The organism is Streptomyces sp. SAS_281, assembly GCF_052542855.1.
The window spans coordinates 37,622-59,540 of the sequence record NZ_JBMNDO010000031.1; the positions used below are offsets into that span (position 1 = coordinate 37,622).

At 73.4% G+C, this 21,919-nt stretch carries 21 protein-coding genes, 5 tRNA genes and 1 pseudogene; 9 read left to right on the forward strand and 18 right to left on the reverse strand.

The features are described 5' to 3' along the window. Positions 1–20 precede the first annotated feature (20 nt). Entirely contained in the window at positions 21–536 is a 516-nt protein-coding gene (locus ACN6LM_RS14585; protein WP_445065785.1) for a DsbA family protein, read from the forward strand. A 10-nt stretch (positions 537–546) separates the two neighbouring features. Here the strand turns inward: ACN6LM_RS14585 and ACN6LM_RS14590 are convergent, their stop codons facing one another. The 3 genes from ACN6LM_RS14590 to ACN6LM_RS14600 all read right to left on the reverse strand — a co-directional run bounded on the left by ACN6LM_RS14590 (position 547) and on the right by ACN6LM_RS14600 (position 3,305). Further along, on the reverse strand, positions 547–1,383 hold the full coding sequence (locus ACN6LM_RS14590) for a GNAT family N-acetyltransferase (protein WP_445065786.1): 837 nt from the start codon (positions 1,381–1,383) through the stop codon (positions 547–549). Positions 1,384–1,449: 66 nt separating this feature from the next. After that, positions 1,450–2,271 (reverse strand): aminotransferase class IV, encoded by an 822-nt coding sequence (locus tag ACN6LM_RS14595; protein WP_445065787.1) that lies wholly within the window; start codon positions 2,269–2,271, stop codon positions 1,450–1,452. Then, entirely contained in the window at positions 2,268–3,305 is a 1,038-nt protein-coding gene (locus ACN6LM_RS14600) for a chorismate-binding protein (RefSeq protein WP_445065817.1), read from the reverse strand. The genes ACN6LM_RS14595 and ACN6LM_RS14600 overlap by 4 nt, the downstream gene beginning before the upstream one ends. Before the next feature lie 163 nt (positions 3,306–3,468). Between ACN6LM_RS14600 and ACN6LM_RS14605 the strand changes: the two genes are divergently transcribed. The 5 genes from ACN6LM_RS14605 (at position 3,469) to ACN6LM_RS14625 (ending at position 3,929) form a co-directional block, all read left to right on the forward strand. Next, a tRNA-Gly gene (locus ACN6LM_RS14605) sits at positions 3,469–3,541 on the forward strand. A 38-nt stretch (positions 3,542–3,579) separates the two neighbouring features. Further along, positions 3,580–3,653, forward strand: a tRNA-Cys gene (locus ACN6LM_RS14610). A 1-nt stretch (position 3,654) separates the two neighbouring features. After that, a tRNA-Val gene (locus ACN6LM_RS14615) sits at positions 3,655–3,726 on the forward strand. 37 nt (positions 3,727–3,763) lie between these two features. Then, positions 3,764–3,835, forward strand: a tRNA-Val gene (locus tag ACN6LM_RS14620). Positions 3,836–3,857: 22 nt separating this feature from the next. Then, a tRNA-Val gene (locus tag ACN6LM_RS14625) sits at positions 3,858–3,929 on the forward strand. Positions 3,930–4,025: 96 nt separating this feature from the next. On the opposite strand, the gene ACN6LM_RS14630 is transcribed toward ACN6LM_RS14625, so the two are convergent. From ACN6LM_RS14630 to ACN6LM_RS14645, 4 genes are all read right to left on the reverse strand, one after another. Continuing rightward, on the reverse strand, positions 4,026–4,304 hold the full coding sequence (locus ACN6LM_RS14630; protein ID WP_445065788.1) for a TFIIB-type zinc ribbon-containing protein: 279 nt from the start codon (positions 4,302–4,304) through the stop codon (positions 4,026–4,028). 68 nt (positions 4,305–4,372) lie between these two features. Next, positions 4,373–5,359, reverse strand: a complete 987-nt coding sequence (locus ACN6LM_RS14635; protein ID WP_445065789.1) for a phosphotransferase — start codon at positions 5,357–5,359, stop codon at positions 4,373–4,375. 218 nt (positions 5,360–5,577) lie between these two features. Then, entirely contained in the window at positions 5,578–5,769 is a 192-nt protein-coding gene (locus ACN6LM_RS14640; RefSeq protein ID WP_445065790.1) for a hypothetical protein, read from the reverse strand. Between the two features lie 186 nt (positions 5,770–5,955). Beyond that, positions 5,956–6,216: a hypothetical protein gene (locus ACN6LM_RS14645; RefSeq protein ID WP_164404613.1), complete on the reverse strand. Its 261-nt coding sequence runs from the start codon at positions 6,214–6,216 to the stop codon at positions 5,956–5,958. Positions 6,217–6,421: 205 nt separating this feature from the next. Here ACN6LM_RS14645 and ACN6LM_RS14650 point away from each other — a divergent pair, with 205 nt between their 5' ends. Beyond that, a complete protein-coding gene (locus tag ACN6LM_RS14650; RefSeq protein WP_445065791.1) occupies positions 6,422–7,711 on the forward strand; it encodes a serine/threonine-protein kinase in 1,290 nt (429 codons plus the stop codon). Between the two features lie 83 nt (positions 7,712–7,794). On the opposite strand, the gene ACN6LM_RS14655 is transcribed toward ACN6LM_RS14650, so the two are convergent. The 8 genes from ACN6LM_RS14655 to ACN6LM_RS14690 form a co-directional block, all read right to left on the reverse strand. Beyond that, positions 7,795–8,613, reverse strand: a complete 819-nt coding sequence (locus ACN6LM_RS14655) for a TrmH family RNA methyltransferase (RefSeq protein ID WP_445065792.1) — start codon at positions 8,611–8,613, stop codon at positions 7,795–7,797. Positions 8,614–8,672: 59 nt separating this feature from the next. After that, on the reverse strand, positions 8,673–9,923 hold the full coding sequence (gene cobA / locus ACN6LM_RS14660; protein WP_445065793.1) for a uroporphyrinogen-III C-methyltransferase: 1,251 nt from the start codon (positions 9,921–9,923) through the stop codon (positions 8,673–8,675). Positions 9,924–10,129: 206 nt separating this feature from the next. Beyond that, complete coding sequence (gene cobT / locus ACN6LM_RS14665; protein WP_445065794.1) at positions 10,130–13,477, reverse strand: nicotinate-nucleotide--dimethylbenzimidazole phosphoribosyltransferase; 3,348 nt, start codon at positions 13,475–13,477, stop codon at positions 10,130–10,132. A gap of 331 nt (positions 13,478–13,808) precedes the next feature. Further along, a complete protein-coding gene (cbiE, locus tag ACN6LM_RS14670) occupies positions 13,809–15,047 on the reverse strand; it encodes a precorrin-6y C5,15-methyltransferase (decarboxylating) subunit CbiE (RefSeq protein ID WP_445065795.1) in 1,239 nt (412 codons plus the stop codon). Between the two features lie 108 nt (positions 15,048–15,155). Continuing rightward, positions 15,156–15,842 carry a GNAT family N-acetyltransferase gene (locus ACN6LM_RS14675; RefSeq protein WP_164404000.1) on the reverse strand — a complete coding sequence of 229 codons (687 nt, stop codon included), beginning with the start codon at positions 15,840–15,842 and terminating at the stop codon, positions 15,156–15,158. Positions 15,843–15,944: 102 nt separating this feature from the next. Next, a complete protein-coding gene (locus tag ACN6LM_RS14680) occupies positions 15,945–16,799 on the reverse strand; it encodes a MetQ/NlpA family ABC transporter substrate-binding protein (protein ID WP_445065796.1) in 855 nt (284 codons plus the stop codon). Between the two features lie 74 nt (positions 16,800–16,873). Beyond that, the gene (locus ACN6LM_RS14685) at positions 16,874–17,542 is read right to left on the reverse strand and encodes a methionine ABC transporter permease (protein WP_445065797.1); all 669 of its coding nucleotides are present in this window, start codon (positions 17,540–17,542) and stop codon (positions 16,874–16,876) included. Then, entirely contained in the window at positions 17,539–18,588 is a 1,050-nt protein-coding gene (locus tag ACN6LM_RS14690; protein ID WP_445065798.1) for a methionine ABC transporter ATP-binding protein, read from the reverse strand. Before ACN6LM_RS14690 ends, ACN6LM_RS14685 begins: the two co-directional genes overlap by 4 nt. Before the next feature lie 594 nt (positions 18,589–19,182). Here ACN6LM_RS14690 and ACN6LM_RS14695 point away from each other — a divergent pair. After that, positions 19,183–19,542 carry a hypothetical protein gene (locus tag ACN6LM_RS14695; RefSeq protein WP_018103833.1) on the forward strand — a complete coding sequence of 120 codons (360 nt, stop codon included), beginning with the start codon at positions 19,183–19,185 and terminating at the stop codon, positions 19,540–19,542. A 2-nt stretch (positions 19,543–19,544) separates the two neighbouring features. Further along, entirely contained in the window at positions 19,545–19,979 is a 435-nt protein-coding gene (locus ACN6LM_RS14700; protein ID WP_164404004.1) for a hypothetical protein, read from the forward strand. 34 nt (positions 19,980–20,013) lie between these two features. Here ACN6LM_RS14700 and ACN6LM_RS14705 read toward each other — a convergent pair whose 3' ends face one another. From ACN6LM_RS14705 to ACN6LM_RS14715, 3 genes and pseudogenes are all read right to left on the reverse strand, one after another. Then, the gene (locus ACN6LM_RS14705) at positions 20,014–20,520 is read right to left on the reverse strand and encodes a GNAT family N-acetyltransferase (protein ID WP_445065799.1); all 507 of its coding nucleotides are present in this window, start codon (positions 20,518–20,520) and stop codon (positions 20,014–20,016) included. Between the two features lie 57 nt (positions 20,521–20,577). Continuing rightward, positions 20,578–20,691 (reverse strand): annotated as a pseudogene (locus ACN6LM_RS14710) (sigma-70 family RNA polymerase sigma factor); the annotation flags it as partial. Positions 20,692–20,724: 33 nt separating this feature from the next. After that, a complete protein-coding gene (locus ACN6LM_RS14715) occupies positions 20,725–21,891 on the reverse strand; it encodes a glycerophosphodiester phosphodiesterase (RefSeq protein WP_445065800.1) in 1,167 nt (388 codons plus the stop codon). Positions 21,892–21,919: the final 28 nt, after the last annotated feature.

Below are 21,919 nucleotides of genomic sequence, written 5' to 3' on the forward strand. Positions count from 1 at the left end.
CGCCCTGCGAGACTGGCCCCATGAGCGATTCCACCCCCGCAGCGCCGGTCGTCCTCGACGTCTGGTGCGAGCTCCAGTGCCCCGACTGCCACCACGCCCTCACCGATGTGCACGCCCTGCGGGCCCGGTACGGGGACCGGCTGGAGATCCGGCTGCGGCACTTCCCCCTGGAGAAGCACAAGCACGCCCACGCCGCCGCGCAGGCCGCCGAGGAGGCCGTGGCCCAGGGCAGCGGCTGGCCGTACATCGAGGCCGTGCTCGCGCGGACCGGCGATCTCGGGGACCGGGGCGAGGAACTGCTGGTCGAGGTGGCCCGGGAGCTGGGTCTGGACGCGGAGGAGTTCGACACCGCGCTCATCGACGGCCGGCACATGCTGATCGTGGACGCCGACCAGGCCGAGGGCAAGGCGATCGGGGTGACCGGCACGCCGACGTACGTGATCGGCGGGGAACGCCTGGACGGCGGCAGGAGCCAGGACGGGCTGCGCGAGCGGATCGAGGAGATCACCGACCGGCTCCTGGCCGAGCAGGGCTGAGGAGCGGGAGCTACAGCGCCTTGACCAGGTTGTACCGGGTCGGCTCGTAACCGAGCGATTCGTACAGCCGGAGGGCCGGGGTGTTGGCCGTGACGACGTGCAGGCCGATCCACGTCTCGCCCGCCGCCAGGGCGATCCGCTCGGCCTGGAGCATCAGGGCCCGCCCGTAACCGCGCCCCCGGTACCGCTCCGCCACCTCCACGTCGAACACGTAGCCGACGCGCATGCCGGGATGCATCTCGAACGGCGACTCCCAGACGTGGCCGACCGTCTCTCCCTCGTGGCGCAGGTACTCCAGCCGCGCGCCCTCGGTGGCGAGGCCGTCCGGCAGGTGGCGGGCGTGGGAGGCACGGGCCGCGGCCGGCGCCTCCTCGCGCGGGACGCCCCGGTCCACCAGGCTCTCCGTGTAGCCGGCGATCGCGTCGTGCGCCCAGGCGGCGAACTCCTCGGGAGTCATCGGGGATGCGGTGAGCCCGTCGGGGAGGGCCGGAGGCTCCTCCGGCAGCGTCTTGACCATGTTGCGGCTCCGCTCGGTGTAGCCGAGGGCGGCGGCCAGCCGCTGCCCCGCGGTGTCCCCGGCGGCCACCTCCGTACACACCTGGACGCAGCCCCAGCCGCGCAGGATCTCCTCGGAGGCCAGCGCGGCGATGGTGCCCCGGCCGCGCCTGCGGACGGCCTCGTCGATCCGCAGGGCTCTGATCAGGCCCGTCGAGCCGGCCGTGCCCGGCTCGACGGCCAGTGCCACGGAGCCGATGGGGCGCCCGTTGTCGCACACGTCGTACGCGCGCCGCTGTGCGCCGCCGGCGCCTGACTGGATCGGCCCGGCCGGCCGGAGTGTCGTCGTCATCAGGTGCTTTCTATCCCCTGCGCGGGGGCCCGTCACCTGTATTTACGCGGACGGGCCGGTTGCCGGTCACGGGTCGAGGTCGCCGGCCGCGCGCTCTTCGAAGATCCGCATCGCCTTGGCGGTCACCGGTCCCGGCGCGCCCGGCAGCTCCCGGCCGTCGATCCGGTGGACTGCCTGCACGTCACGGAGGGTGGAGGTCAGGAAGACCTCCTCGGCCCGGTCCAGGACGTCGAACGGGAGATCGGTCTCCTGCGCCCCGGTCCACTCCACCGCGAGCGCCCGGGTGATGCCGGCCAGGCAGCCCGAGGCGACGGGCGGGGTGTGGAGCCGCCCGTCCAGGACGACGAAGACGTTGGACCCGGTGCCCTCGCAGAGCCGGTCGGCGGTGTTGGCGAACAGCGCCTCGGAGGCGCCCTGCTCGTGGGCGCGGGCGAGGGCGACGACGTTCTCCGCGTACGAGGTGGTCTTGAGGCCGGTGAGCGCGGAGCGCTCGTTGCGGGTCCAGGGCACGGTGACGACGGCCGTGCTGTCGGGGCGGCGCGTCACTTCGCCGAGGGCGACGACGAGACCGGGGCCCGCGTCGCCCCGGTCGGAGCCGAGGGGCGAGATGCCGCCGGTGTACGTGATCCGCAGCCGGCCCAGCCCGACCGGGTTGGCCTCGACGACGGCGGCGCAGGCGCGGCGCACCTCGTCCAGGTCGGGGGCGGGCAGGCCGAGTCCCTGTGCGGAGCGGGTCAGGCGGTCGAGATGGCGGGTGAGAGCGAAGGGGCGGCCCTGGGAGACCCGGAGCGTCTCGAAGACGCCGTCGCCGACGGTGAGCCCGTGGTCGAGCACGGACACCCGGGCGTCGTCGGCGGGGTGCAGCTCGCCGTTGACCCAGATCCTCATGGTGCGGTCCTTCCGGTCGCTTCGTATGCGCCCGACGCTACAGCGAGCAGCCTGGACGCCTTCAGTTCGGTCTCGTCCCACTCGCGTTCCGGATCGGAGCCCCAGGTGATGCCGGCGCCGGTGCCGAAGCGGAGGAGGGGCGCGGGCCCTGTGCGGTCGGTCCAGAAGGTTCTGATGCCGACGGCGAGCGAGGCGGTCCTCCGGTCGGCGTCCACCCAGCCGATGCCCCCGCAGTACGGGCCGCGCGGGGCGGTCTCCAGTTCGCCGATGATCCGCAGCGCGCTGGACTTGGGGGCGCCGGTGACCGAGCCGGGCGGGAAGGCGGCGGCGAGGATCGCGGGCCAGCCGGCGCCGTCGGCGAGGCGGCCCCGCACGGTGGAGACGAGGTGGACGAGGCCGGGGTGCTTCTCGACGGCGCAGAGGCCGGGGACGCCGACCGATCCGGTGGCGCAGACCCGGCCCAGGTCGTTGCGGACCAGGTCCACGATCATCACGTTCTCGGCGTGGTCCTTCTCCAGCAGGTCGGCCTCGGTGCGGCCGGTGCCCTTGATGGGCCCGGACTCGACCGTGCGGCCGTCCCTGCGCAGGAAGAGTTCGGGGGACGCGGTGGCGATCTCGACGCCGTGCGCGGGGAGCCGAATCGTTCCTGCGTACGGGGCCGGGTTGCCGCGCGCCAGCAGCGCGGTGAGGGCGTCCACGTCGGCCGGGCCCGGGCCGGGCAGGGGCGCGGTCAGCACGCGGCAGAGGTTGGCCTGGTAGACCTCGCCGGCCGCGATGTACGCGCGGATGCGTCGTACGCCTTCCGTGTAGGCCTCGCGGTCGAGCGAGGAGGTCCAGTCGCCGACGGCGGGGCCGCGCCAGGCGCCGGGGACCGGGGCGGGCACAGGGGCGGGCCGCACGGTGTCGAAGCGGGCGCAGGTCAGGGAGGATTCGAAGCCCGCGCAGACGGCCCAGAAGCCGGACGAGTCGAGGGCTGCGGGATCACTGGTCACATCCCGCAGACCGGAGGCGACGAGGCCGCCGAAGCGGGCCATGGGAGCGAGGTCGTGCACGTCCGCGAGTGTAGGGCGGCGCACGGTGACCCGCGCCGGGGCGAGCGCACCTCAGCACGCTGCACAAACGCGTTTTTGTACTGGCCCCGGAATCCGCTAGAGTTCAACACGTCGCCGGGACGCGCAAGCGGGCCGGGAAAGACAAGCGGACGTAGCTCAGTTGGTAGAGCGCAACCTTGCCAAGGTTGAGGTCGCCAGTTCGAACCTGGTCGTCCGCTCGCAGATGGCGGGGGATTCTTCCCGGACTCCCGCCCCTGGTGGAGTGGCCGAGAGGCGAGGCAACGGCCTGCAAAGCCGTCTACACGGGTTCAAATCCCGTCTCCACCTCCAAGGACGATTAGCTCAGCGGGAGAGCGCTTCCCTGACACGGAAGAGGTCACTGGTTCAATCCCAGTATCGTCCACTGATCCGCAAGGATCGTCGGTCCGTAAGGATCACCCGCGCGATTAGCTCAGCGGGAGAGCGCTTCCCTGACACGGAAGAGGTCACTGGTTCAATCCCAGTATCGCGCACGCAGTACACGCAGGTTCACCTGCGCGATTAGCTCAGCGGGAGAGCGCTTCCCTGACACGGAAGAGGTCACTGGTTCAATCCCAGTATCGCGCACTGTCACGAAGCCCCGGTCGTCTCGGCGACCGGGGCTTCGTCGTGCCCGCGTGCGGGCGGGCCGCCGGCACGGATGCCGGGGCCCGCCGGGCACGGTCAGGAGGAGAAGAGCATGCGGCCGAAGCTCTTCTGCCGGTAGTGACCGTGGTGGCCGCCGTGATGCGGGGCGCCCCAGGCGGGCGCGGGGGCGGAGGGGTACGCCTGCGGCGGGGCGGCCGGCGGCGGGGCCTGCTGCGTCCACTGGGACTCGACGCGGGTCAGCGTCTCCAGCTCGCCGTAGTCCAGGAATATCCCCCGGCAGCCACTGCACTGCTCGATCTGGATGCCGTTGCGGTTGTACGTGTGCATCTGTGCGTGGCACTTGGGACACTGCATGTTCGGGCTCACTCCTCGCCGTCGGTTCGCCGTCGCCGGAATGCATGCCCGCCGACGGTCGGTTCACCCTACGACGTGCGTTCGGCCGCCAACTCGGGCGGGAGCGAGGCGATTCGGGCACATGCGTCGATCATCACCTGTTCCACCTCATCCGGATCCCGGCCCTCCGCCGCCGACTTGGCCCAGGCGAGCGCGGCGGTCTGCACGGTCAGCGCGCGGGCCGGCACGTCCAGGGCGGGCCACGGGTCGCCGTCGGCGGGTACGGCGGGGCCCCCTCCCGCCCGGTAGGCGTCCAGGAAGCGGAGCCAGACGTCCGGCGGGAGCAGCCCGGCCGCGTACCAGGCGGCCGGGCGCGCGAGGTCCCAGGCCGGATCGCCGAGGCCCGCGTCGTCCACGTCGATGAGGAGCCAGCGGCCGTGCGGGGCGGGGTGGCGTACGAGCTGGCCCAGGTGGAGGTCTCCGTGGCAGAGGTGCGTTCCCCGGCCCGCCGGAGAGGCCGCCCGCTTCCCGGCCCCCTCCTCGCCCCGCGCCCAGCCCGGCAGCCCCCGCCAGGCGGTGAGCACCGGCTCCACGGCCGGGTCGGCGGGGCGGGCGGTGCGCATCCGGTCGACGGCGAGCGCCGCCTTGACCGGGCCGCGCATGGCGGGGAGTCCGGCGGCGGGGGCGTCGGTGCGGTGCAGCCGGGCCAGGAGCGTCCCGGCCTCTTCCCAGGGAGCCGCGTCGGGATCGCCGGGGTCGACGGGCTCGCCGAGGGGCCAGAGGGTGACGGGGCGGCCGTGCAGCTCGGTGAGATGGGCGCCGTGGGCTCCGGGCAGGGGGGCCAGCAGGATGCCGTCCAGGCCGGGGCCGGCCGCCAGCCGCAGCCGCGCGGCCAGAGCGGCCGTATCCGTGTCGGCGGCGTGGGCCTTGGCGACGACGGGGCCGCTGCGGACGACGATCCCGTCGTCGCGGTCGGCGAGCACGGCGGGGGGCGGGCAGGGGCGGGGCCCGCAGCCTGCCGGGTGGGCCGCACGGTGGGCGAGGTCCCCCAGCGCGCGGACGAGTGCGGCGGTCACGGTCTCCCCCGGTGGTACGGACGGGCGGTGGCGGTCACGCCCCGGCAGAGCGTACGCGGACGGGGTGGCGGCAGGCCGTGTCCGGCCCCGGACAGCGCGATGTCCGGTCAGCTCCCCAGCTGACCGGACAAACGCTGCCGTCCGCCGCACCCCCGTCCCCACGGGGTTGTTGGCCGGATGTCCCGGTCCGGACCGCTCTTCCGGACCCGGGGCGCCGCTCAGCGCCCCAGCATCACGCCCACGGACGACGCCTGTGTGACCACTGCTTCCCAGCCGCCGAAGACGACGACGAGCAGGGCCGCCAGGGGAAGGACCATGACGGTCGCCACCAGCGGGTGGCGACGGCCGGACGCGGCGTACGAGCCGCGTGTCCGCGTGCGGACCACCGTCCGTGCTGCCGTGTCAGCCATGGTTCCTCTCCTGACCTGATGTGGAGCGGCGGGCGTTTGACCTCGGGGGACGAGTGCGACGCCCGCCGCTTGGACTCAACATTAGGGATTCGGGGGGCGGGCGGCGTCATGCCCGCGTACCGAATCCCGGGCCTCCCGGAGGATGAGCCGTGCCCGGTCGGCGTACTCCCCTGGGTGGAGACCGGGCTACGCGGGGTTGGGGTCTTCCCGGAGGGGGTGCTCGGAGGCGTCCTCCCTGGGCACCGGCTGTTCGACCAGGGCGAGGACCCTGGTCGCCATGAAGCGGGCCGTGCGCACCACGGACCCGTTCCGGGTGACTTCACTCACTTCGACCACGCCCCGGCGGACCGCGGTCTCCACCCGGCGGCCGGCCCGGGAGGCCACCACCTCGTAGGTCCGGGTGCTGTCCCCGGCGTCCACCACTATCTCGACTCGATCGCCCTTCACTGACCCAATCCCCCTTCTGCGACGGACCTTTGAGATCTCGCACGGGCCGGGGCGCCTGGATCCGCGGCTCCCTGACCACTCCTCAAGTCTCCCATCCGGCACTGACAATCGAATGCCTCGCGAGGGCGCGGCCTCTGAGCGCCCCGGGCGGCGGGTACGTAAGCTGTGCCTCGTCAGGCGTACCAGGCAGCGGGGATGGGCAGACATGGCGATGATGCGGCTCCGGCGCGAGGACCCGCGTGTCGTCGGCTCGTTCAGGCTGCACCGGCGGCTCGGGGCCGGCGGGATGGGGGTCGTCTACCTGGGTTCGGACCGGCGGGGCCAGCGCGTGGCGCTCAAGGTGATCCGGCCGGACCTGGCGGAGGATCAGGAGTTCCGGTCGCGGTTCGCGCGCGAGGTGTCCGCCGCCCGGCGGATCCGGGGCGGCTGTACGGCCCGGCTGGTCGCCGCCGACCTGGAGGCGGAGCGCCCCTGGTTCGCCACGCAGTACGTCCCGGGCCCCTCGCTGCACGACAAGGTGGCCGAGGAGGGCCCGCTGTCGGCCGCCGAGGTCGCGTCGATCGGGGCGGCGCTCTCCGAGGGTCTGGTCGCGGTGCACGAGGCCGGGGTGGTCCACCGGGACCTGAAGCCGTCGAACATCCTCCTCTCCCCCAAGGGCCCCCGGATCATCGACTTCGGGATCGCCTGGGCGACGGGCGCCTCCACGCTGACGCACGTCGGTACGGCGGTGGGCTCGCCCGGCTTCCTCGCGCCCGAGCAGGTGCGCGGCGCGGCGGTGACACCGGCGACGGACGTGTTCTCGCTCGGGGCGACGCTGGCGTACGCGGCGATGGCCGACTCCCCCTTCGGGCACGGCAGTTCCGAGGTGATGCTCTACCGCGTGGTGCACGAGGAGCCCCAGCTCTTCGATGTGCACGACGCGCTGGCGCCGCTGGTGAGCGCCTGTCTGGCGAAGGACCCCGAGGAGCGTCCGAGCACGCTCCAGCTGTCGATGCGGCTCAAGGAGATCGCGGCGCGCGAGGCGCAGGGGCTGCACGAGAGCCGGCCGCCCGTCCAGCGTTCGGCCCAGGAGGCGGACCGCCCGACCGGCCGGCTGGACGGCCCGTACACCGAGCAGCAGACCCGCCGGGCGGCCGGTCCGGCCCCGGGGTCCCGCCCTCAGAACCGGCCGTCGGCGGCGCGTTCCGCCCCCGCCCGCACCGGAGGCGGCCGCCCGGTGCAGCAGCAGCCGCGCGGTACGGCGCGGCCGGCCAGGCGTCCGCAGGGCACCAACGGGACGAACGGCAGGCCGGGCACCCGGCCCGGGACGCGGACGACCTCGACGGGGCGGCGCCCGGCCAACCCGAGGCTGCTGCGGCAGCGGCTCGTCGTCTTCGTGGTGGTGACGCTGCTGGTGGCGCTGGGGATCGCGGCGGCGCAGGGCTGCCAGGGGCCGGCCCGGGGGCTGGGCGTGGACCTCGGGCACGGGCAGAGCCAGAGCCGGGAGCGGCCCTAGAGCGTGCTTCGAAAGTCCCGCCTGCCGGGCGACGCCCGACCCGCCCTGCGGGCGGACGGCGCTACTTTCGAAACACGCCCCGGTCAGCTCTCCGGGCGGCCCGTGGCCACCGCATAGAAGGCGACCGCGGCGGCCGCGCCGACGTTCAGCGAGTCCACACCGTGGGCCATCGGGATGCGCACCCACCGGTCGGCGGCGGCGAGAGCCCGGGCGGAGAGGCCGTCGCCCTCGGCACCGAGCATGAGGGCGACCCGGTCCATCCGGTGCGGCGCCGCCTCCTCGATGCTCACGGCCTTCTCTGCGGGTGTCAGCGCGAGCACCGTGAACCCTGCCTCGCGTACGGTCCCGAGTCCCTGCGGCCAGGTGTCGAGGCGTGCGTACGGTACGGAGAACACCGCGCCCATCGAGACCTTGACGGAGCGCCGGTACAGCGGGTCGGCGCAGTCCGGGGAGAGCAGGACGGCGTCCATCCCGAGGGCGGCGGCGCTGCGGAAGATCGCGCCGATGTTCGTATGGTCGTTGACGGCCTCCATGACGGCCACGCGGCGGGCCGTGCGGAGGAGTGCACCGGCGTCCGGGAGGGGTTTGCGCTGCATGGAGGCGAGGGCGCCCCGGTGCACGTGGTAGCCGGTGACGCGTTCGGCGAGGTCCGGGGCGACCGTGTAGACGGGGGCGGGGCTCTCCTCGATGACGTCCCGCATCTGGTCGACCCACTTCGCCGACAGCAGCATGGAGCGCATCTCGTACCCGGCCTGGCGGGCGCGGCGGATCACCTTCTCGCCCTCGGCGATGAAGAGGCCCTCCGCGGGCTCCTTCCGGCGCCGGAGTTCCACGTCGGTGAGGCTGACGTAGTCGCTGAGGCGGGGGTCGTCGGGTGCGTCGATGGTGAGGGGTTCAGCCACGGTTCTGCTGCTGCCTTGTCCGGAGAGGGGTGCCGACTGTCGGGGGCCGTTACGGCTTGCTACTCGCCGTTCGGAGTGGCGTCCGCGCCGACCTCGACCACGGCGCCGATCACGATGACGGCGGGCGGGCGGACGTCCTCCGCGGCCACCCGCTCGGCCACCGTCGCGAGGGTGGCGTCGACGCGGCGCTGGGCGGCCGTCGTGCCCTCCTGGACGAGGGCGACCGGGGTCTCGGGCGACCGGCCGTGCTCCACGAGCGTACGGGCGATGGCGCCGATCTTGTCGACGGCCATCAGGAGCACCAGGGTGCCGCGCAGCCTGGCGAGGGCCGCCCAGTCGACCAGGGAGCGCTCGTCGTCGGGGGCGACGTGCCCGCTGACCACGGTGAACTCGTGGGCGACGCCCCGGTGGGTGACGGGGATGCCGGCCGCGCCGGGGACCGAGATGGAGCTGGAGATGCCGGGCACGACGGTGCACGGGATGCCCTCGGCGGCGAGCGCCTGGGCCTCCTCCATGCCCCGGCCGAAGACGAACGGGTCACCGCCCTTGAGCCGGACGACCGCCTTGCCGGCCTTGGCGTGCTCGATGAGCGCGTTGTTGATGGCCTCCTGGGCCATGAAGCGGCCGTACGGGATCTTCGCGGCGTCGATGACCTCGACGTGCGGCGGCAGTTCGTCCAGGAGGTCGCGGGGGCCGAGGCGGTCGGCGATGACGACGTCCGCCTCGGCGAGGAGGCGCCGGCCCCGGACGGTGATGAGGTCCGGGTCGCCGGGGCCACCGCCGACCAGCGCGACGCCGGCGGTGCGGGTGCGGTGGTGCGGGGCGGCGATGCTGCCGTCGCGCAGGCCCTCCACGATCGCGTCGCGGACGGCGGCGGAGTGGCGCGGGTCGCGGCCGTGGGCGCCGGCGGTGAGCACGGCGACGGTCACGCCCTCGCTCCGACCGGTGGCGGGCGTCCAGGCGGTGGCCGCTTCGGCGTCGTCGCTGCGGACGCACCAGGTGCGGGTGCGCTCCGCCTCGGCGGACGCTGCTTCGTTGGCCGCGTCGTCGTCGGTCGCGATGAGCGCGTACCAGGTGTCGACGAGGTCGCCGTCGGCGTACCTGCGGCGCTCCCAGCGGATCTCGCCGGCGTCCGCCATCGCCTCGACGGAGGGGGTGGCGGACGGCGACACGAGGACGATGTCGGCGCCGGCCGCGATGAGGGCGGGGAGCCGGCGCTGAGCGACTTGGCCGCCGCCGACGACGACTACGCGGCGCCCGTTGAGGCGCAGTCCGACGGGGTAGGCGGGGCGATCGGCGTGCTCGGCCATGGCGGTGCGGGCTCCTCGGGGCGGTGCGGGGTGCGCGGGCCGCTGCGGCGGTGGAGCGGCGTGGTGTGGTGGGTGGGGATCACGATACGGGGTGGCCTGGGGGCCACGGTGTCCGGTGGGCGGGTGCGGGCGGGGGCGCCTGCGGCGGGCCTTGTCCCCTCCCCGCCCCTTCCCGGAACCGGGGCGCTGCCCCCGAGGAGGTGCCGCTACTTCTCCGTCACGCCCGCCGAGTCGAACGTCGCCACCTCGTGCATCGCACGCGCGGCGCTCTGCACGATCGGCAGCGCCAGCAGCGCGCCCGTCCCCTCGCCGAGGCGGAGGTCCAGGTCGACCAGCGGGCGCAGGCCCAGCTTGTTGAGCGCGGCCACATGGCCCGGCTCCGCGCTGCGGTGGCCGGCGATGCACGCGGCCAGGGCCTCCGGGGCGATCGCCCGGGCCACCAGGGCAGCGGCGCCCGCGCTCACGCCGTCCAGGATCACCGGCGTACGGAGCGACGCGCCGCCCAGCAGGAAGCCGGCCATCGCCGCGTGCTCCAGGCCGCCGACGGCCGCCAGGACGCCGATCGGGTCCGCCGGGTCCGGCTGGTGGAGTTCCAGGGCGCGCCGCACCACGTCGATCTTGCGGGCGTGCATCTCGTCGTTGATGCCGGTCCCCCGGCCCGTCACCTCGGCCGGGTCCATCCCGGTGTACACGCAGATCAGCGCGGCCGACGCCGTCGTGTTCGCGATGCCCATCTCGCCGGTCAGCAGGCCCTTGTTGCCCGCCGCCACCAGGTCGCGGGCGGTCTCGATGCCGACCTCGATCGCCGCGTGGACCTCCTCGCGGGTGAGCGCCGGTCCGGTGGTGAAGTCCGCCGTGCCCGCCCGTACCTTCCGGGGCAGCAGGCCCGGCATCGCGGGCAGTTCCGCGACCGCGCCCACGTCGACCACACACACCTCCGCGCCCACCTGCGACGCAAAGGCGTTGCACACCGCGCCGCCGCCGAGCATGTTGGCGATCATCTGGCCGGTGACCTCCTGGGGCCACGCCGTGACGCCCTGCGCGTGCACCCCGTGGTCGCCCGCGAACACCGCGACGGCCGCCGGCTCCGGGATCGGCGGCGGGCACATCCGGGAGAGCCCGGCCAGCTGCGCCGAGATGATCTCCAGCATGCCGAGCGCGCCGGCCGGCTTCGTCATCCGCTTCTGGCGCTCCCATGCCTCGCCCAGCGCCTTGGCGTCCAGCGGGCGGATGTCGGAGATCGTCTCCTGGAGCAGATCGTGCGGCGCCTCGCCGGGCAGGGCGCGGCGGCCGTACGTCTCCTCGTGGACGACCCAGGAGAGCGGGCGCCGCTTCGACCAGCCCGCCTGCATCAGCTCCGGGTCCTCGGGGAACTCGTCCACGTACCCCACGCAGAGGTACGCCACGATCTCCAGGTGCTCCGGCAGCCCCAGCGCGCGCACCATCTCGCGCTCGTCGAAGAAGCTCACCCAGCCCACGCCCAGGCCCTCGGCCCGCGCCGCCAGCCACAGGTTCTCCACGGCGAGCGCCGAGGAGTACGGGGCCATCTGCGGCTGCGTGTGCCGGCCGAGCGTGTGGCGGCCGCCCCGCGTCGGGTCGGCGGTCACCACGATGTTCACCGGGGTGTCGAGGATGGCCTCGATCTTCAGTTCCTTGAACTGCTTGGCCCGCGCCTTCGGCAGCGACTTCGCGTACGCGTCCCGCTGCTGCTGCGCGAGCTCGTGCATCGAGCGGCGCGTCTCGGCGGACCGGATGACGACGAAGTCCCAGGGCTGCGAGTGCCCCACGCTGGGCGCCGTGTGCGCGGCCTCCAGGACGCGCAGAAGCACCTCGTGCGGGATGGGGTCGCTGCGGAAGCCGTTGCGGATGTCGCGGCGCTCCCGCATCACCCGCAGGACCGCCTCCCGCTCGGCGTCGTCGAAGCCGGGCGCGGGGGGTGCGGTGGGCGCCTCTTCGGACGCCTCCTGCTGTACGGGCTCCGCCTCGTCGCTCAGGTCCGGGGTCTCGATGACCTCGGGACCGGACTCGGACTCCGGGGCCGGTGCCCCGGGCTGTATCGACTGTACGGGCACCGGGGCGTCGGCCGGCGCCGCCGGGAGCGCGTCCGCCTCCGGCTCGGGCGCGGGGACCGGGACGGGCTCCTCCGGGGCGACGAGCTGCGGTTCGGCGGCCGGTACGGGCTGCGGCTCGGCGACGGGCGCGGCTTCCGCCACGGCGACGGGCTGCGGGACGGCGTCCGCCGCGGGCTCCGACTCGGGGGCCTCCGCAGGCTCCGGCTCGGGGGCCGGTGCGGGCTGCGGCTCGGCGACGGGCGCGGCTTCCGCCACGGCGACGGGCTGCGGGACGGCGTCCGCCGCTGGCTCCGGCTCGGGGGCCTCCGCAGGCTCCGGCTCGGGGGCCGGTGCGGGCTGCGGCTCGGCGACGGGCGCGGCTTCCGCCACGGCCACCGGCGCCGGCTCCGCAGCCGGTACGGGCTCGGCTGCGGCCTCGGGCTGCGGCTCGCCGGCCTGCACGGGCCCGGGCTCGGGTGCCGGCGCGGGCTGGGGCTCTGCGGCCGGTGCGGGCTCCGCCACGGCTGCCGGTGCCGGCTCTGCAGCCGGTGCGGCCTCCGCGACCGGTGCCGGTACGGCCTCGGCCACCGGGGCCGGTACGGCCTCGGCCACCGGGGCCGGGGCGTGCTCCGCCACGGCGACGGGCTCCGGCTCCACCACGGCCACCGGCTCGGGCTCCGCGGCCGGCTGCTCGGCAACCGGTGCCGGGGCCTCCGGCGCCACCGCGTCCGGGACCTGCGCCTCGGCCACCGGGGCCGCGGGCTCCCCCACGGGCTCGGGCTCGGCCTGCTCCGGGGCGACCGGCGCCTCCGGCGGCACCGGCGCCGTCCACGGCTGGGCGTTCTGCGGCGGGATCTCGCCGAGCTGCGGGCCCGGAAGGGGCTGATCCGCCGGCTGCGGGTCGAAGTACTCCGGTTCGGCGGTCGCCGGGCCCGCGTGGCGGGCCGGGGGCGCTCCGGCCGGGCCGCGGTCGGCGAGGGAACGGACCACACCGGCCCCCGACGTACCGCCGTAGGACGGCTCGGGCGAGGCCGGGCCGCGGTGCAGGGCACGTCGGGCGGGGGCGGCCTGGGGCTGCGCGGCGGGGGCGGGGGCGGGGATACGGACGGCGCCGAGGTCGACGGAGCCGGAATCGCGGCCTCCGGACTCATGCGCGCCGGGGCCGGTCTCGGGCAGCGGCGCGGCCTGGTGCATCGCGTACGCGGGGGCCTGCTCCTGGAGCTGGACGGGGCCCTGGGCGTGCGCCGGGTCGGCCGGCGGGAAGTGCTGCTGGTACCCACCCTGCGCGGCGGGGTCCGCGTAGTGCTCCGTCGTCTGCGCCGTCGGCTGGGGTTCGCCCCAGGCGCCCTGGGCGCTCGGCATCAGGAGGAGGTCGTCGTCCTCGGGGGTGTGCGCGGAGGGTTCGAGGTAGGTGTAGGAGTCAGGCGCGGGGACGCCCGGCTGCTCCACCGTGCCCGTGTTCTCCGGCAGTCCCTCGCCCGGGATCCGGCCGGTGTCACTCATGCGTTCCCCTCGCCCATCGTCAGTGCTCCTTCGGCCCTTCGCCCGGGACGCCCGGACACGGCACGCGGTGCTCGTCCGGTGGAACGAGCGGGCGCGCCGCGCGGCACGAATCGGTCGCGGACATCCTGCATTCTCGCGGTCGTTCGCCGCCGCGGCAGCTCATTTCGCCACGGCCCGCTGTGGACTGCGCCACGTTGCGCGTCCCAGGGTGCTGCCGTACCACAACGGGGACCAAAACGGTCCTCTTTTCCGGACATTGACGAACGAAGCGACGAACGTCCGGGAGCGGTGCGACGATCGGCCAGCCTACCTCGCACCGCTTGCCGACGGGTCAGGGGGCAAGGTCCGAACGAAGTGCGGAAAGCAGAAAGACGACTGTGCGTTCGCGCTCCGACCAGGCGGTCGTGTCGAGTTCGACGGACTGGAGGAGCGAGCAGGAGACCGTGTAGCCGTTTACGGCCAGTGCGGCCCCCAGTGCCTCGGCCTCGTCGCGGGTGGAGGCGTGCGTGACGATCCGTTCCGGCCTGCGGTCCGCGACGGCGGTGGCGACGGGGACACCGCCGCCTCCTATGCGTACGACATCGGGCTCGGGCAGCCGTTCCAGGACGTGCGGGGCACGGCCCTCGACGACCTGGAGCTGTACGCCGAAGGCGCGGGCGGCGGCCGCGGTGCGGGCGCAGGCGTCGGGGTCGCTGTCCACGGCGAGGACCGCCGCGCCGAAGCGGGCCGCCTCGACGGCCAGCGCGCCGCCCCCGGAGCCGATGTCCCAGACGAGGTCGCCGGTGCGGGGGCCGAGGTGGGCGAGCTGGGCTGCGCGCAGGACGGGGCCCTCGCCCTCGCCGCTCTCCCCGGTCGGGCGGGCGCCCGGGTCGGGGTAGGCGCCGGCGGGCAGCGCCCATCCCCGTACGCCCTGCGGGTAGGCGGGGTGGCGGCCGGCGATCCAGGCGCCGTCGGTCTGCCGCTCGGGGCTGCCGCCGATGACGATGACGACGTTGGGGTCGCGCCAGACGTGGTCGGCGGCGGTGTCGGAGGTGACGACGGTGACCTGTTCGCGGTCGGTGCCCAGTTCCTCGCAGATGACGAACGTGCGGTGGACGCCTTCGAGGAGCAGGGCGAGTTCGGCGGGTCCGGCGCCGGGCGAGGTGAGGACGGCGACCTTGTGGTGGGCGCGGCAGACGTTCACGGCGCGGCGCAGGGTGCGGGGGTGGGCGACGACCGTCTGGGCGTCCTCCCAGGGCATGCCGGCGCGGGCGAAGGCGGTGGCGACGGAGGAGACGGCCGGGACGACCTCGACCTCCAGGCCGTGCTGCGGGGCGCGCAGGGTGCGGACGACGCCGAAGAAGCCGGGGTCTCCGTCGGCGAGGACGACGGCGCTGCCGCGGTGGCCGGCGATGCGGCGGGCGGCGAGGTCGACGGAGCCGAGGCGGATGCGTTCGGCGCTCCGGGGGACTTCCGGCAGCGCGAGGTGGTGGGCGGCCCCGGCGACCAGGGTCGCGGCCGAGAGCGCTGCGGTGGCCGCTCTGGTCAGCGGCGAGCCGTCCCAGCCGATCACTGTGACCCGGTCGGCCATCTTGGTGTCATTCTCCTGGAGTCGTCGCAGGCGGGGCTGGTTGCCCGGGGGCGGGCAGGGTGAGGTTACCGGGTCCCCTGCGGCGGGGGGCCGGGGCCCCGGCGCCGGTCAGTTCCAGTCGCTGTAGGTGCCGTAGCCGCCGGCGTCGGCGAGCTGTTCGGCGACGCCTTCGAGGTCCTCGGGGAGCAGGCCCCAGACGATGAGGTCGGTGCGGATGTCGGTCCAGCCGCCGTCCGTGCCGTTCTCGGTCCGGGTACGCGCTATGCGGGCGTTGCGCAGGACGCCCTCGCTGATGCAGCCGAGCTTCTGGGCGACCTGCTGGGAGGCGGTGTTGTCGGCGGCGGTGCGCAGTTCGATGCGCTCGAAGCCCTGGTCGCGGAAGAGCCACTGGGCGACGGCGAGCACGGACTCGGTGGCGTAGCCCTCGCCGCGGGCCCAGGGGGCGGTGATGTAGGCGGCCTCGGTGGAGAGGGTGCGCCAGTCGGTGTTGCGGAGGCGTACGGAGCCGACGAGGCGCTGGGTGAGGAACTCGGTGACGGCCAGGGCGATCCCGTCGCCCTTGGTGCGGTGTGCCGGAGCGATTCTGCGCACCCAGCGTTCGGCGTCGACCTGGGTGTACGGGTGGGGTGCGTCGGTCCAGGCGGTGACCAGCTCGTCGTTCATCATCTCGATGTACGCGGGGATGTCCGCCATGTCGAATGGGCGCAGCACCAGCCGGTCCGTGCTGATGGAGATGTCCGGGAAGGTGGAAGTCATGCGCAGCTCCATGCCGAAGACCGTGTAAATGCACAGCATGCAGCATCGCGGGGGGCGCGTGCATGGCCGGGTGGGTACGGCGGAGCCCCGCACCCCCTGGGCGGGGTGTGCGGGGCTCCGGGGGCAAGTGGCGCGTGCGGGTCAGGACTTGGCGTCACCGAAGGCCGGGACGACCGAGCCCTGGTAGGTGTCCTCGATGAACTTCTTGACCTCGTCGGAGTGCAGGAGCTTCAGGAGCTTCTGGACGCGGGGGTCCTTCTCGTCGCCCTTCTTGACGGCGACGATGTTGGCGTACGGGTTGCCGTCGGCCTTCTCCAGGACGAGGGCGTCCTTCGCGGGCTTGAACTTGGCCTCGATCGCGTAGTTGCCGTTGATGACGGCGGCGTCCACGTCGTTCAGGGCGCGCGGGACCGTCGCGGCCTCCAGCTCCTTGAACTCCAGGCCCTTCTTGTCGGTGATGTCGCTCAGCTTGGCGCTGGTGCCGACGCCGTCCTTGAGGGTGATGAGGCCGTTCTCGGCGAGCAGCTGGAGCGCGCGGCCCTCGTTGGTGGTGTCGTTGGGGACGGCGATGGTCTGCCCGGCCTTGATGGCGTCGAGGTCCTTGACCTTCTTGGAGTAGAGGCCGAGGGGTTCGAGGTGGACGGTGCCGACGGAGACCAGGTGGGTGTTGTTCTTCTTGTTGAAGTCGTCCAGGTAGGGCTGGTGCTGGAAGAAGTTGGCGTCGACCTGGCCGGTCTCGGTGGCGGTGTTCGGCAGGACGTAGTCCGTGAACTCCTTCACCTCCAGCTTGAGTCCGGCCTTGGCAGCGAGGTTCTTCTTGACGAAGCCGAGGATGTCGGCGTGCGGCGTCGGGGACGCGGCGACGACGAGGGCCTTGGAGGCGTCGGTGCCGCCGCTCTTGGACGACGGGTCGGAGTCCGTGCCGCAGGCGGTGAGGCCGAGGGCGAGGGCGGTGGTGGCCGCGGCGGCGGCGGTGATCTTGATGCTGGTACGCACGAAAAGTGCCTCTTTCAGGTGGTGATGGTGGTGCGCCCGGACAAGGAGTGCGGGCTTGGTGGGGAGGGGAAGTCTCAGGAGGTGCGGCCGCGGCGGGCCAGCAGGCGGACGGCGAGGTCGCCGATCAGCTGGACGAGGGTCACGATGACGATCAGCAGCGCGACCGTGATCAGCATGAACCGGTTGTCGAAGCGCTGGAATCCGTAGGTGACGGCCTTGGAGCCGAGCCCTTCGCCGCCGACCGCGCCGGCCATCGCGGAGTAGCCGATGAGCACGATGACGGTGGTGGTGATACCGGAGACCAGGGAGGGCAGGGCCTGCGGGAGGAGGACCTTGCGGACGATCGTCGGGATGGAGCCGCCCATGGACTGGACGGCCTCCACGAGCCCGTGGTCGACCTCGCGGACCGCCGTCTCGACCAGCCGGGCGAAGAACGGGACGGCGCCGACGGCGAGCGGCACGATCATGGCGGTGGGGCCGATGAAGGTGCCGACGACCCAGGTGGTGAACGGGATCAGGGCGATCAGCAGGATGATGAACGGCAGCGAGCGGCCGATGTTCACGATCGCGCCGACGACCTTGTTCACGGGAGTGTTCTGGAGCAGTCCGCCCTTGTCGGTGAGGACGAGGAGGACGCCGAGGGGCAGCCCGGCCAGGACGGTGACGAGGGCGGACCACAGCACCATGTAGAGGGTGTCGACGGTGCCCTGGGTCAGCAGCGGCTGCATTTCGGACCAGGTCACTTCGCCACCTCCTTGGTGAGCGGTGCGGGTACGGACACGGGTGCGGCTTCCACGATCTCGGCCTGGAGGCCCTGTTCGCGCAGAAAGCCGATCGGGACGACGTTCTCCTCGAACCGGCCGGGCAGTTCGATGCGCATGCGGCCGATCTGCCTGCCGGCGACGGTGTCCATGGCGGCGCCCAGGATCGAGATGTCGATGTTGTACGTACGGGAGAGCTGCGAGATCACCGGGCGGGCGGCGGCCTCGCCGTGGAAGGTGACGTCCACGACGGTGCGGTCGGGCGCGGAGGCGGTGCCGCCCACGGGGAACAGCTCGTGGGCCAGCTCGGAGCCGGGAGTGGCGAGCAGTTCGCCGACGGTGCCGGACTCGATCACCCGGCCGCCCCGCATCAGCGCGGCGGAGTCGCAGATGGTCTTGACGACGTCCATCTCGTGCGTGATGAGCAGGACGGTGAGCCCGAGCTGCTGGTTGAGGTCGCGCAGGAGCTGGAGGATGGAGCGGGTGGTCTCGGGGTCCAGGGCGGAGGTCGCCTCGTCGGACAGGAGCACCTTGGGGTCGCCGGCGAGGGCGCGGGCGATGCCGACGCGCTGCTTCTGGCCGCCCGAGAGCTGACCCGGGTAGGACTTGGCCTTGTCGGCGAGGCCGACCAGGTCGAGGAGTTCGAGGGCCTTGCGGGAGCGCTCGCGGCCGGTGACGCCGAGGATCTCCAGGGGGAGTTCGACGTTGCGCTGCACGGTGCGGGAGGCCAGCAGGTTGAAGTGCTGGAAGACCATGCCGATGCGGCTGCGCGCCTCGCGCAGTTCCTTGCCGGCCCGGCGGCCCCTGCCCGCGAGGGCGGTGAGGTCCCGGCCGGCCACGGTCACGGTGCCGGAGGTGGGGCGTTCCAGGAGGTTGACGCAGCGGATGAGCGATGACTTGCCGGCGCCGCTGCGGCCGATGACGCCGTACACCTCTCCCTCGCGTACGTGGAGGTCGACGCCGTCCAGGGCGGTGACCTCGCGGTCGCGCGAACGGTAGACCTTGGTGAGGCCCGTCGTGGTGATCACAGGGGTTTCCGTCACTGTCGAGTGCGCGGCGCGGTGTCCGCCGGGCACGGGGCATGCGTCCGGAGTGATCCGGACGTTTTCGATCGGACGTTCCGAGCGGCTTCCCGGGGCGTCCGGGCGCGGCGGTCACCGCGGGCCGGGGCCCGTGCGGGCTCGTTCCGCTGGGTGCGGACGGCCGGGGGGAAGGGGTCTCGCTTCGGGGCGCGAGGCTCGGTCGTGGGCCCTCAGAAGGCGCGCATTCGACCCATACAACGAGCACCGGGCGTCGTGATCGCCTCGGTCGCAAGGGTGCGGCTGCTCGTCGTGGTCATGGGCACAAGTAAAACAGACGTGAGCTTTCGTCCGGACCGGTTGTCCGGATAGCGGACAGTGGTGGATGGGGTGGCGCGACAGACGGGTATCAGCCGAGTCATTTCAGCCACACCGCTCTGACCTGCGTCGATGCACTCCGGGCCCGGTCGGCGCCCCCGCTCCTCCGACGCCCGGGGCCCGCGCACCCTGTGGTCAAGGCCACGGTCACCCGCCCCGTCGCGCCTCCCGCCGTGAACCGGGGGCGCACGCGGAGGGCCCGGCGCGCCGTAATACCCTCGGCTCATGCTCGACGCCCTGACGGTCGCGGTTGCCGTGGCCGCCCTCGCCCTCGCCGCCTGGTGCGGATACGCCGCCTACCGGGACCAGCCCACCAAGGACTGGCACTTCATCGGCATGGCCGTCGTCTCGCTGCTGGCCCTGGCCCAGCTGGTGACGGGCATCGTGCAGCTGGCCCGCGGCGAGCGGCCCGAGCAGGGCATGACCATCTTCATCGCGTACCTCGCCGGGGCGTTCCTCGCCGTGCCGGCGGCGGGGTTCCTGTCGCTGAGCGAGCGGACCCGCTGGGGCTCGGTGACGGTGGCGGCGGGCGCGGTCGTCCTGGCCGTCCTCGAAGTACGGCTCTACGACATCTGGGGAAGCTGACCGTGACCGACACCGACACCACGCGGGCGACGGCCGGCGAGAAGCGGCCCTTCGACCTGGGTTCAGGTCCCGGCCGGGTCCTCGTCTGGTTCTACGGCGTGTTCACCGTGGCGGCGGCGTCCCGTTCGATCGTCCAGATGATCCTGGACTTCGGCCGCGCGCCCCTGGCGTACGTGCTGTCGGCGGTCGCCGCGGTCGTCTACGGCTTCATCACGTACTCGCTGGTGCGCGGCGGTGAGCGGGCGCGCCGGACGGCGCTGGTGTGCTGCGCGGCCGAGCTGGCCGGGGTACTGATCGTGGGGACGTGGACGCTGGTGGAGCCGTCCGCGTTCGCCGACGCGACCGTGTGGTCGTACTGCGGCCGGGACTACCTGTTCATCCCGGTGATCCTGCCGGTCACCGGGATGATGTGGCTGCGCCGCGCCCGGACCGCGTGAGACGGCGGGACGCGGCGCTCGCGTGCGGGAACGGTCAGGCGCTGGCCACGTACGCGGTGGGCGCCTGGGCCTCCTTCTCCAGCAGGATCATCATGACCCCGTCACTGCCGGTCGTGTTCCCCACGGCGGCGTATCCCGCGCGCCGGTAGAGCCTCAGGTTGCCCTCGCTGCGGTGGCCGGTGTGCAGCCGGAAGCGGGTGGCGGCGCGCTCGTCGGCGAGGCCCGCCTCCGCCGACCGCAGCAGCCGGGCGCCGAGGCCGTGGCCCCTGAGACGCGGGTGGACGCAGAGCTTGCCGATCCGGCCCGCACCCTCCTCGTCGATCGAGCCCCGCACCGAGCCGACGACCTCGTCGCCGAGCCGCGCCACGTAGACCAGGTTCTCCGCGATCTCGGCGCGCACCGAGTCGAGGGTCTGGACGAGCGGGTCGATGCGGTAATTGCCGTACAGCTGCGCCTCGCTCTGGAAACAGAGGTACTGCAGCTTCAGAATCTCTTCGGCGTCCCGCACGTCCGCCGCCGAGATGATCACGCTCATGCCCATGTGCGCATGCCTCCCGCTCACCTGATCCGCCGGTTGTCTCCCGCTCCTTTCCCACGGTCAAGGAGCGACAACCTCCGCCGCGAGCATTCTGCGCAGACATCCAAGGCATCGGGAACGGATGGGGCCCAAACTCCCCTGTGACATAGCCAACTCCCCTGCGATGTGACGGGAGCCGGGTGCTGACGGGGAGTCGGGCCCGCCGTCCTACCCCTTCGCCGCGAAGTCCGCCGCCGCGAGCAGGGCGGTGTCCGGGTTGTCGGAGAAGATGCCGTCGATCCCGGTCGCGAAGTACGCGGCGAACGCGCCGAACGCGTCCCCGTACGCGTTGGGGTCGCTGCCGCGCCGGAAGTCGGCGGGCAGGAAGGTGTTCTCGTTGCGCATCGTGTACGGGTGGAGGACGAGGCCCTGGGCGTGGGCGTCGCGCACCAGGGTGGTGGGCTCGGTGAGCCGGCCCGCGGCGTCCTTGGGGATGATCAGGTCCAGGGTGGGGCCGATGCCCTGCGCGAAGGACGCCATCCACTTCAGCCCGGCCGGCTTCACCAGGTCGTCCGTGGTGCGCGGATCGCCGGACACCTCGAAGTCCCAGGGTTTGCTGCCCGCGCCGGAGAGCAGGACGATGCGCGGGGTCGCGACGAGCCGGGCCAGGCGCTGGACGCTGCCGGGTTCGAAGGACTGGAGGATCACCGGGGACTGGGCGCGGTGGCGCCCGTAACGGCGCAGCAGTTTGGCGAGGGGTTCCTCCAGGCCGAGTCCGAGGCCCCGGAAGTAGCTGGGGTGCTTGGTCTCGACGTACAGCCAGACGGGCTTTCCGCGGCGGCGGCCCTCGCGGTCGGCCCAGCGCAGGACCTCCTCGAAGGTGGGGACCTCCCAGCGGCCGTCGTACAGCGTGTTCTTCTGGCGGTTGGCCGGAATGCGCTCCTTGGCCCGGAGCGTCTTCAGCTCGGCGAGGGTGAAGTCCTCGGTGAACCAGCCGGTGAGGGAGACGCCGTCGACGGTCTTGGTGGTCCGGCGGTTCGCGAACTCGGGGTGCGCCGAGACGTCGGTGGTGGCGGTGATGTCGTTCTCGTGGCGGCAGACGAGGTGGCCGTCGCGGGTGGGGACGAGGTCCTGCTCGATGATGTGCGCGCCCATGTCCAGGGCGAGCTGGTAGGAGCCCAGCGTGTGTTCGGGACGGTAGCCGCTGGTGCCCCGGTGGCCGATGACGGTCGGGACCGGCAGGTCGAGGCGGTGGCCGCCGTGACCTCCGTGTGCGCCGTTCCGGTCGGCCGCCTGCGCCGTTGTGGTGACGCCCAGGGCGGCGGTGCCGAGGACGGCTGCCCCCGCCCCGACGACGGTCCGGCGTCCCGGCGCGGCCTGCGCACGCTCTGTCATGAATGCTCCTCGCATGTGATGTACGGCA

Bases quoted from the DNA above. Each gene is read 5' to 3' on its own strand.
- ACN6LM_RS14585 (WP_445065785.1), top strand. From the start codon at position 21: ATGAGCGATTCCACCCCCGCAGCGCCGGTCGTCCTCGACGTCTGGTGC.
- ACN6LM_RS14590 (WP_445065786.1), bottom strand. From the start codon at position 1,383: ATGACGACGACACTCCGGCCGGCCGGGCCGATCCAGTCAGGCGCCGGC.
- ACN6LM_RS14595 (WP_445065787.1), bottom strand. From the start codon at position 2,271: ATGAGGATCTGGGTCAACGGCGAGCTGCACCCCGCCGACGACGCCCGG.
- ACN6LM_RS14600 (WP_445065817.1), bottom strand. From the start codon at position 3,305: ATGGCCCGCTTCGGCGGCCTCGTCGCCTCCGGTCTGCGGGATGTGACC.
- ACN6LM_RS14630 (WP_445065788.1), bottom strand. From the start codon at position 4,304: ATGCAGTGTCCCAAGTGCCACGCACAGATGCACACGTACAACCGCAAC.
- ACN6LM_RS14640 (WP_445065790.1), bottom strand. From the start codon at position 5,769: ATGGCTGACACGGCAGCACGGACGGTGGTCCGCACGCGGACACGCGGC.
- ACN6LM_RS14650 (WP_445065791.1), top strand. From the start codon at position 6,422: ATGGCGATGATGCGGCTCCGGCGCGAGGACCCGCGTGTCGTCGGCTCG.
- cobA (WP_445065793.1), bottom strand. From the start codon at position 9,923: ATGGCCGAGCACGCCGATCGCCCCGCCTACCCCGTCGGACTGCGCCTC.
- cobT (WP_445065794.1), bottom strand. From the start codon at position 13,477: ATGAGTGACACCGGCCGGATCCCGGGCGAGGGACTGCCGGAGAACACG.
- cbiE (WP_445065795.1), bottom strand. From the start codon at position 15,047: ATGGCCGACCGGGTCACAGTGATCGGCTGGGACGGCTCGCCGCTGACC.
- ACN6LM_RS14675 (WP_164404000.1), bottom strand. From the start codon at position 15,842: ATGCTGTGCATTTACACGGTCTTCGGCATGGAGCTGCGCATGACTTCC.
- ACN6LM_RS14695 (WP_018103833.1), top strand. From the start codon at position 19,183: ATGCTCGACGCCCTGACGGTCGCGGTTGCCGTGGCCGCCCTCGCCCTC.
- ACN6LM_RS14705 (WP_445065799.1), bottom strand. From the start codon at position 20,520: ATGGGCATGAGCGTGATCATCTCGGCGGCGGACGTGCGGGACGCCGAA.
- ACN6LM_RS14715 (WP_445065800.1), bottom strand. From the start codon at position 21,891: ATGACAGAGCGTGCGCAGGCCGCGCCGGGACGCCGGACCGTCGTCGGG.